7 protein-coding genes are annotated in these 9,267 nt (G+C 74.6%); 4 read left to right on the plus strand and 3 right to left on the minus strand.

Features of this window, described 5'->3' with window-relative positions:
* Positions 1-42: 42 nt before the first annotated feature.
* From ACJTNH_RS17220 to ACJTNH_RS17230, 3 genes are all read right to left on the minus strand, one after another.
* Positions 43-780, minus strand: a complete 738-nt coding sequence (locus ACJTNH_RS17220) for an MIP/aquaporin family protein (RefSeq protein ID WP_458177834.1) — start codon at positions 778-780, stop codon at positions 43-45.
* 181 nt (positions 781-961) lie between these two features.
* The gene (gene glpK / locus ACJTNH_RS17225; protein ID WP_458177836.1) at positions 962-2,464 is read right to left on the minus strand and encodes a glycerol kinase GlpK; all 1,503 of its coding nucleotides are present in this window, start codon (positions 2,462-2,464) and stop codon (positions 962-964) included.
* Positions 2,457-3,185: an IclR family transcriptional regulator gene (locus ACJTNH_RS17230; protein ID WP_458177838.1), complete on the minus strand. Its 729-nt coding sequence runs from the start codon at positions 3,183-3,185 to the stop codon at positions 2,457-2,459. The genes glpK and ACJTNH_RS17230 overlap by 8 nt, the downstream gene beginning before the upstream one ends.
* Positions 3,186-3,454: 269 nt before the next feature.
* Between ACJTNH_RS17230 and ACJTNH_RS17235 the strand changes: the two genes are divergently transcribed.
* The 4 genes from ACJTNH_RS17235 (at position 3,455) to ACJTNH_RS17250 (ending at position 9,200) form a co-directional block, all read left to right on the plus strand.
* Positions 3,455-5,185 (plus strand): glycerol-3-phosphate dehydrogenase/oxidase, encoded by a 1,731-nt coding sequence (locus ACJTNH_RS17235; protein WP_458177840.1) that lies wholly within the window; start codon positions 3,455-3,457, stop codon positions 5,183-5,185.
* A 194-nt stretch (positions 5,186-5,379) separates the two neighbouring features.
* A complete protein-coding gene (locus tag ACJTNH_RS17240; RefSeq protein ID WP_458177842.1) occupies positions 5,380-6,006 on the plus strand; it encodes a TetR/AcrR family transcriptional regulator in 627 nt (208 codons plus the stop codon).
* 25 nt (positions 6,007-6,031) lie between these two features.
* The gene (locus tag ACJTNH_RS17245) at positions 6,032-8,272 is read left to right on the plus strand and encodes an MMPL family transporter (protein WP_458177844.1); all 2,241 of its coding nucleotides are present in this window, start codon (positions 6,032-6,034) and stop codon (positions 8,270-8,272) included.
* Between the two features lie 46 nt (positions 8,273-8,318).
* On the plus strand, positions 8,319-9,200 hold the full coding sequence (locus tag ACJTNH_RS17250; RefSeq protein WP_458177846.1) for a M20 family metallopeptidase: 882 nt from the start codon (positions 8,319-8,321) through the stop codon (positions 9,198-9,200).
* The last annotated feature ends 67 nt before the right edge of the window (positions 9,201-9,267 follow it).

A 9,267-nucleotide genomic window follows, 5' to 3' on the forward strand; every position in this document is an offset into this window, starting at 1 on the left:
GGAGGGGCCAAAATCGCGACTTTGGCCCCGAGAGGGGTCGGGTCAGAGGTTGACGTGGGCGAGGCCGCCGGCGATCACGGCGCCGATGAGCGGGCCGACGATCGGCACCCAGGCGTAGCCCCAGTTGCTGTCGCCCTTGCCCTTGATGGGCAGGACGGCGTGGGCCAGCCGCGGCCCGAGGTCACGGGCGGGGTTGATGGCGTAGCCGGTGGGGCCACCGAGCGAGGCGCCGATGCCGACGACGAGCAGAGCGACGGCCAGCGGGCCGATCTCGGTCGGGGTGTCGCCGAACCGGAGCACGATGTAGACCAGCACGAAGGTGCCGACGACCTCGGTGACCACGTTGTCCTTGATGGTGCCCATCGCCGGCCCGGTGGCGAAGGTGCCCAGCTGGGTGCCGGCGGCGTCGGGGTCGTTGTAGTGCCCGTAGTAGGCCAGGTAGGCCACGACCGCGCCGAGGAAGGCGCCGATGAGCTGGGCGGCGAAGTACACCAGCGTGCTGGTGAGGGTGACGGGCACGCCGGGGGCGTACTCGTCGGCGCCGCTCACCAGCAGCCCGACGGTGACCGCCGGGTTGATGTGGGCCCCGGACGAGGCGGCGGCGAAGACGCCGGCGAAGACCGCCAGCCCCCAGCCGAAGATGATGACGATCCAGCCGCTGTTGTTGCCGTTGGTCTTGGGCAGCACGACGTTGGCGACGACGCCCACGCCCAGCAGGATCAGGATCCCGGTACCGAGTACTTCACTCCCGAAGACGGTCCAGAGACCGACGGTGTCCACGTGTAGGCGCTCCTCGCAACGGGTCCGCAGCTCTGCGGACCGTGGGTGGGTCCGGACCGGCCTGTGGTGATGATCACCTCGGGCCGTCCCGTGCGAGGACCGTAGGAGCCGGGTGTGAGCCGGACAACACGCCGGGTCCGACATCGTCGGACAGCTTGCGGTGACGGTGGGTCGCCACCGGTCAGGGGGCGCCCCACGCGATGCTCAGCTCCACCGCGCGCTCCCACCGCGGGTACTCCGCGGTGAGCGCCAGCGACCGCACTGGGGACGGCGTCCACTGCGCCGCCCGGTGCCAGTTGCGGCGCAGTGCCGCCACGTCGGACCACACGCCCACCGCCAGCCCGGCGGCGTAGGCGGCCCCCAGCGACACGGTCTCCCCCACCATCGGGCGCACCACCGGGGTGTCGAGGGCGTCGGCGACGAACTGCATCAGCAGGTTGTTGGTGGTCATCCCGCCGTCCACCCTCAGCGCCGGCAGGCTCAGCCCGGAGTCCGCGGCCATCGCCTGGACGACGTCCCGGGTCTGCCAGCCGGTGGCCTCCAGCACCGCCCGGGCCAGGTGGCCCTTGGTCACGTAGGAGGTGAGCCCGGCGACCAGGCCGCGTGCCTCGCCCCGCCAGTGCGGGGCGAGCAGGCCGGAGAACGCCGGGACGACGTAACAGCCGCCGTTGTCGGCGACCGTGCGGGCCAGCGTCTCCACCTCGGCCGCCGAGCTGATCATCCCCAGGCCGTCGCGCAGCCACTGCACCAGCGCGCCGGCCACGGCGACCGAGCCCTCCAGCGCGTAGTGCACCGGCTCGCCGGCCAGCTGGTAGGCGACCGTGCTGATCGACCCCGACCGGGTGCGCACCAGCTCGGTGCCGGTGTTCTGCAGCAGGAAGCTGCCGGTGCCGTAGGTGCACTTGGCCTCGCCGGGGGCGAAGCAGGCCTGCCCGAACAGCGCCGCCTGCTGGTCGCCCAGCGCGCCGGCGATCGGCAGCGCCGGCGACAGCGCGGTGGCCAGCCCCAGGACGCCGACCGACGGGCGGATCTCCGGCAGCATCGCCGCCGGGATGCCGAAGAAGGCCAGCAGGTCGGGGTCCCAGCGGCAGCTGCGCACGTCCATCAGCAGCGTGCGGCTGGCGTTGGTCACGTCGGTGACGTGCACCCCGCCGTCCGGGCCGCCGGTGAGGTTCCAGATCAGCCAGGTCTCCATCGTGCCGAAGAGCAGCTCACCCCGTTCGGCGCGCTCCCGGGCGCGGGGCACGTGGTCGAGGATCCAGCGCAGCCGCGGGCCGGAGAAGTAGCCGGCGATCGCCATCCCGCTGCGCTCGGCGACCAGCTCCGCGTCCGGGCGGGCGGCCAGCTCGGCGACCAGGTCGGCGGTGCGGGTGTCCTGCCAGACCAGCGCGCGGGTGACCGGGCGACCGGTGGTGCGGTCCCAGACGACGGTCGTCTCCCGCTGGTTGGCGATGCCCAGCGCGACCACCTCCCCGGCCGCGGGCAGGTCGGCGAGCACCTGGGCGGCGGTGCGCTGGGTGTTCGCCCAGATCTCCATCGGGTCGTGCTCGACCCAGCCCGGCTTGGGGAAGTACTGCCGGTGCTCCCGCTGCCGGACGGCGACCATCCGGCCGCCCCGGTCGAACACCAGCGACCGGGTGGACGTCGTCCCCTGGTCCACGGCGAGCACGTACCGGTCAGCCACCGCCGGCCCCCAGCTCGCGGGAGACGCCGGCGGCGGCGTCGGTGACCATGCCGACCAGCAGGCCCCGCGGGGCGCCCCGCCCGTCGAACAGCGAGCTCACCGGCCCGTTGATGCCCAGCGCCGCGACGACCAGGCCGCCGTGGGCACGCACCGGCGCGGCGATGCAGCCCCGCCCCGGCTGGTGCTCCCCCCGCTCGACGGCCCACCCCCGGGCGCGGACCTCGGCCAGGTCGGCTGCTGCCACGCCGGCCGCGGTGCGCGGTGCCCGGCGGCCGAGGGAGTGGGCGAGCAGCACCCGGCCCAGCGCGGTGCTGCGGGCCGGCAGCGTGCTGCCGACGTCCAGCACCTGCGCCGAGTCGTCGGGCCGGAAGACGTGGTGGACGACGACGACCTCGTCGTCGCCGGCGAGGGTGACCAGCCGGACCGCCTGCCCGCTGCGCGCGGCCAGCGCGTCGGCCCAGTTGGACGAGCGGGCCCGGAGCTCGTTGACGTCCAGGTGGCTGCCCAGCCGCAGCAGCCCGGCGCCCACGGCGTAGTGGCCGGTCGCCCGGTCCTGCTCGACGAAGCCGACGTGCAGCAGGGTGCGCAGCAGGCTGTGCGCGGTGGTCTTGGCCAGCCCGACCGCCTCGGCGATGTCGGTGACCCCGAGCGTGCCGCCGGAGGCAGCGACGACCTGCAGGATCGCGGCTGCCCGCTCGATCGACTGCACGGTGCCCGGCACGACGCCCGACGCTAGGGCATCGCGACCGGCCGTGGAGAGCACTGCGCCGTACGACCTCGTCGTACCGGGTGAGACGCCGCGTACGACCATGTCAGACAGCTCGCGTCGACGGGCCGCCCGCGACCGACCTACCGTGGTCGCAGGACGTGTGGGCGACGGCACATCGTCGTCCCGCTCGTCACAGCGGCAGCCACACCGAGGTGCGCCGGCCGGCGCCACCTCGTCAGCACGTGCCCGTCCTCCGCGGCGGGACGTACCGAGGAGTTCGCATGACGGCAGTACGCCCGCTCGGGCCCGAGCAGCGCGCCCAGTCCTGGGCCGAGCTGGTCAAGGGCGAGTTCGAGGTCCTGGTCATCGGCGGCGGGGTGACCGGCGCGGGCGTCGCGCTGGACGCCGCCACCCGCGGCCTGCGGACGGCGCTGGTCGAGGCCCGCGACTTCGCCAGCGGCACCTCCTCCCGCTCCTCCAAGCTCTTCCACGGCGGGCTGCGCTACCTGGAGCAGTTCGACTTCGGGCTGGTCCGGGAGGCGCTGCACGAGCGCGACCTGTCGGTCAACCGGATCGCCCCGCACCTGGTCAAGCCGGTGCCCTTCCTGTACCCGCTGACCCACCGCGGCTGGGAGCGGCCCTACGTCACCGCCGGGCTGGCCCTCTACGACGGCCTGGCCCGCTTCGGCGCGCTGTCCGAGCCCATGCCGGGGCAGAAGCACCTCACCCGCACCGGGGCCCGGCGGATGTTCCCCGCGCTCAAGCCCGACGCGCTGGTCGGCGCCGTCCGGTACTACGACGCGCAGGCCGACGACGCCCGGCACACCCTGACCGTGGCGCTCACCGCCGCCGCCTACGGCGCGACGGTGCTGAACTCCGCCGAGGTCGTCTCCTTCCTGCACGCCGGTGGCCGGGTCGTCGGCGTCCGGGTCCGCGACGTGGAGACCGGTGAGGAGGTCGACGTCCGCAGCGAGGTGGTGGTCAACGCCACCGGGGTGTGGACCGACGACATCCAGACCCTGGTCGGCGGCCGGGGCCGGTTCCACGTGCGGGCCAGCAAGGGCGTGCACATCGTCGTCCCGCGCGACCGGATCAACGGCGAGGCCGGGCTGATATTGCGCACGGAGAAGTCGGTGCTGTTCGTGATCCCGTGGGGCAGCCACTGGATCGTCGGCACCACCGACACCGACTGGGAGCTGGACAAGGCGCACCCGGCGGCGTCCAAGGCCGACATCGACTACATCCTCGAGCACGTCAACCGGGTGCTGGCCGTGCCGCTGACCCACGACGACATCACCGGCGTCTACGCCGGGCTGCGCCCGCTGCTGTCCGGCGACAGCGAGATGACCAGCCAGCTGTCGCGGGAGCACGCGGTCGCGCGGCCGACGCCGGGCGTCATCGCGGTGGCCGGCGGCAAGTACACGACCTACCGGCCGATGGCCGCCGACGCGGTGGACGCCGTCGCCGAGGACGTCACCCGCCAGGTGCCGCCCAGCGTCACGGAGAACATCCCGCTGGTCGGCGCCGAGGGCTACGCGGCGATGGTCAACTCCCTGGACGGGCTGTCCGAGCGGTGGGGCATCCCGCGGTTCCGGGCCGAGCACCTGATCAACCGGTTCGGCTCGCTCACCCCGGAGGTGCTGGCGATGGCCGCCGACGCCCCCGAGCTGCTCGAGCCGGTGCCCGGCGCCGAGGAGTACCTGATGGTCGAGATGGTGTGGGGGTGCGCGCGCGAGGCCGCCCTGCACCTGGACGACCTGCTGGCCCGGCGCACCCGGATCTCCATCGAGACCCCGCACCGCGGTGTCGACTCCGCCGAGGCGGTGGCCCGCGCGGTGGCCCCCGTGCTCGGCTGGGACGAGGCCCGGATCGCCAGCGAGGTGCAGAGCTACACCGCCCGGGTGGAGGCCGAGCGCCGCTCGCAGGAGGCGGCCGACGACCAGGAGGCCGACGCCGCCCGGGTCGCCGCGCCGGACACCCGCGCCGTCGCCGTGGGCCGCGCGCTGGGCTGACCGTGGTCGCCGCAGTGATCAGGTGACCTGATCGACGACCGTCCCCCCGCACCAACGCTGGTGCGGGGGGACAGTTGTTGGTGCGGGAGGACAACCGGCGGGGAGCCCCGGCGGGAACGCCCGGCCCGGGGACGACGGACGTCACACCGCCGCGGCTTCTCGATGCACCGTTGTATCCAATACAGTCCTGCATCGTGACCTCGACCGACCTCGACCGGCCCAAGCGGCGCCGTGAGGTCACCGTGGAGCTCCTGCTGGACGCCGCGCTGGAGACCTTCGCCGAGCAGGGCTTCGCCGCCGCGAGCGTGGAGGACGTCTGCCGCCGCGGCGGGTTCAGCCGCGGCGCCTTCTACTCCAGCTTCCGGAGCAAGGACGAGCTGTTCGAGGCGCTGATGACCCGCGAGGTCGACCGGGACCTCACCCGGGTCGCCGAGCTCATCACCGGCCTGGGCGACGAGCCGGACCCGCTCGCCGCCGCCGTCGACCGGGTGCTGGGCGCCTTCCGGTGCGACCGCACCTGGTCGCTGGTGGTCACCGAGTACACGCTGCACGCCGCCCGGAACCCCGAGGCCGCCGAGGTGCTGCGCCGGCACGACGACCAGGTCGGCAGCCGGCTGGCCGAGCTGGTCGACCGGATGGCCGCCGAGGCGGGCCTGACCTTCTCCCTGCCGGCCGCCGACCTCATCGGCGCGGCCACCGCCCTGTTGACCGGGCTCAACGCCATGTCGCTGACGGCACGGGACGACCTCGAGCCCCTGCGCCGCACCGCCCTGCTCTCCCTCGTCCGTGGTGCGGTGTCGACCGCTCCGACCACCCCCTGACCCGGCTGATCCCCCAGGAGTACCGATGTCCACCCTGCTGTACCGGCTGGGCCGCGCGGCCTACCGCCGTCGCGTGCTGTTCACCGCGGCCTGGGCAGCCCTGCTGGGACTGGTCGTCACCCTCTTCCTCACCGCGGGGGGCGAGTTCGACGACGAGTTCACCATCCCCGGCTCGGAGTCGCAGACCGCGCTGGACCGGCTGCGCGAGGTCTCCCCCGCCGCGGCCGGGGCCGGTGCCGACCTGGTCTTCATCGCCCCCGACGGCAGCACCGTCGCCGATCCGCAGTACGCGCAGGCCATCGGTGCGGCCGTCGCCGCGGCCGGTCAGGTCGCCGACGTCGCCGCGGTGCAGGACCCCTTCACCACCCAGCAGATCAGCCCCGACGGGCAGGCCGCGCTGGCCTCGGTGCAGTACTCGGTGGAGGCGACCGAGCTCGACGGGGACGCGCTGGAGCAGCTGCAGCAGGCCACGGCCGCGGCCGAGGAGGCCGGCCTGCAGGTCGAGGTCGGCGGCGGGGCCTTCGCCACCACCGCGGTCACCGTCGGTCCGCTGGAGCTGATCGGCGTCGTCGTCGCCGTCGCCGTGCTGGTGATCACCTTCGGGTCGCTGCTCGCGGCCGGGATGAACCTGCTCATCGCGCTGGTCGGGGTGGGGATCGGGCTCACCGGCCTGCTGGCGCTCACCGGCGTCATCACCCTCTCCTCCACCGCGCCCACCCTGGCGCTGATGATCGGCCTGGCGGTCGGCATCGACTACACGCTGTTCATCCTCAGCCGGCACCGGTCCCAGTTGGCGCAGGGCATGGCACCCGAGGAGTCGGCCGGCCGGGCCACCGGCACCGCGGGCTCGGCCGTCGTCTTCGCCGGCCTGACCGTGGTCATCGCGCTCTCCGGGCTGGCCGTCGTCAACATCCCCTTCCTCACCGTGATGGGCCTGGGCGCAGCCGGCACCGTGCTGGTCGCCGTGCTGGTCGCGCTGACCCTCGTGCCGGCGCTGCTCGGCTTCGCCGGGGAGCGGCTGGTGCCCAAGCCCGGCTCCCGGGCGCACCGCCGCGAGCTGGCGCTGGCCGCGCACGCCGACACCCCGGCCCGCACCGGTGGTGCCCGGTGGGCACGGCTGGTCACCCGCCGCCCGGCGCTGACCGTGCTCGGCGTGCTCGCCGCGCTGCTGGTCTGCGCCATCCCCGCCGCCCAGCTGGAGCTGGCCCTGCCCGACGCCAGCACCGCCGGCGAGGAGACCCCGCAGCGGCAGGCCTACGACGCGATCGGCGAGTACTTCGGGCCCGGGGTGAACGGCCCGCTGCTGGTCTTCCTCGACGGCCTGGAGCCGGCCACCGCCGAGCAGGCCGCCGGCCAGGCGGCGGCGGCCATCGGCGGCACCCCGACCGGGACCCCGGGTGAGTTCACCGGCGGTCTGGACGACGTGGCCTACGCCGCCCCCCAGGTGGTCGCCGACGGCACCGCCGCGCTCGTCTCCGTGGTGCCGGAGAGCGGCCCGCAGAGCCAGGAGACCAGCGACCTGGTCGGTGCGCTGCGCGACCTGGGCACCGACCTGGCGGCCCAGACCGGTGCCGACGTCGCCGTCACCGGGCAGACCGCGGTCGCCATCGACGTCTCCGACCGGCTGTCCGACGCGTTGCTGCCGTTCACCGTCGTCGTCCTCGGCCTGGCGCTGGTGCTGCTGCTGCTGGTCTTCCGGTCGGTCCTGGTGCCGGTCAAGGCGGCGCTGGGCTTCCTGCTCTCGGTGGGTGTCTCCTTCGGCGCCGTCGTCGCGGTGTTCCAGTGGGGCTGGCTGATGGACGTCTTCGGCGTCCCGGCCACCGGCCCGGTGATCAGCTTCATGCCGATCATGCTCATCTCGGTGCTGTTCGGCCTGGCGATGGACTACGAGGTCTTCCTCGTCTCCCGGATGCGCGAGGAGTACGTGCACGGGGCCGCGCCGGTCGAGGCGGTCGTCGCCGGCATGCGGCACGCGTCCCGGGTGGTCGTGGCCGCTGCGCTGATCATGTTCTCGGTGTTCGGCAGCTTCGTGACCATCGAGGACGTGACGATCAAGGCGATCGCGTTCGGGCTGGCCGTCGGCGTGCTGGTCGACGCCTTCGTCGTCCGGATGACGCTGGTGCCAGCGGTGCTCGCGCTGCTGGGCCGCTCGGCCTGGTGGCTGCCGCGCTGGCTGGACCGCGCGCTGCCCGACCTGGACGTCGAGGGCGCGAAGCTGAGCCGCACGGTCGAGGCCGAGCGCACCCCGGAGCCGGTCGCCGGCTGAGCGCGGGGCGGGGGCGGGGGCGCGGAGAAGGGGCCATGATCGGCACATGAGCGCCCCTGCCCCGGACGTCGTCGGCCTGCTGCGCGAGCTGGTCGCCACCCCCACGGTCTCCGGCGACGCCGCTGCCCAGCGCGGCGTGCTCGGCACGGTCACCGACGTGCTGACCGCCGCCGCCCCGCACCTGCGGGTGCAGACCGGCACGGACCCCGACCAGCCCTGGACGCTGCTCAGCTCCCCCACCGACCCGGCGCGGCCCCGGCTGCTGGTCGCCTGCCACGTCGACACCGTGCCGGCCGCCGAGCCGGGCAGCTGGCAGCGCGACCCGTTCGGCGCCGACCTGGACGACGGCAGGGTCTGGGGCCGGGGCGGCTCGGACATGAAGGCCGGTGTGGTGGCCGCCGTCGCCGCGCTCGCCGGCGCCGACCCGGGGACGCCGGTCGCGCTGCTGCTCACCAGCGACGAGGAGATCGGCTCCCGGGGCGCCGCCGCCGCGGCCGCCGCGGTGGCCGACCTGAGCGTCGGCGCCGTCGTCGTCCCGGAGGCGACCGGCAACCGGGTGGTGCTGGGCCACCGCGGCGCGCTGTGGCTGACCGTGCGGGCCCGCGGCGTCGCCGCCCACGGCAGCACCCCTGAGCGTGGGCACAACGCGCTGCTCGACCTGGTCGCCGTGCTCGGCCGGGCCGGCTCGCAGCTGCCGCTGGCCAGCGAGCCGTTCCTGGGCACCGAGACCTGGAACCCCGGCGTGCTGCGCAGCGGCACCGTGCCCAACGTCGTCCCGGACCGGGCCGAGGCGGTGATCGACCAGCGCACGGTGGGCGAGGGCACCGCGCTGCTGGACTGGTGGCGGGCGCAGCCGGAGGTGGCCGAGGTCGAGGTGCTGGTCGACCTGGCGCCGGGGCGCCCCGGCGCCCACCACCCCTGGGTGTAGAGCCAGCCGGCGGCGGGCGAACCCGCCCCCGCCACCAACTAAACCGACCCCCCGGTGCTCCGTGACG

The sequence above is a fragment of the Modestobacter lacusdianchii genome (genome assembly GCF_054177765.1).

Excerpts from the sequence above, each read along its gene's own strand:
- ACJTNH_RS17245 (WP_458177844.1), top strand. The coding sequence starts at position 6,032 with ATGTCCACCCTGCTGTACCGGCTGGGCCGCGCGGCCTACCGCCGTCGC.
- ACJTNH_RS17235 (WP_458177840.1), top strand. The coding sequence starts at position 3,455 with ATGACGGCAGTACGCCCGCTCGGGCCCGAGCAGCGCGCCCAGTCCTGG.
- ACJTNH_RS17250 (WP_458177846.1), top strand. The coding sequence starts at position 8,319 with ATGAGCGCCCCTGCCCCGGACGTCGTCGGCCTGCTGCGCGAGCTGGTC.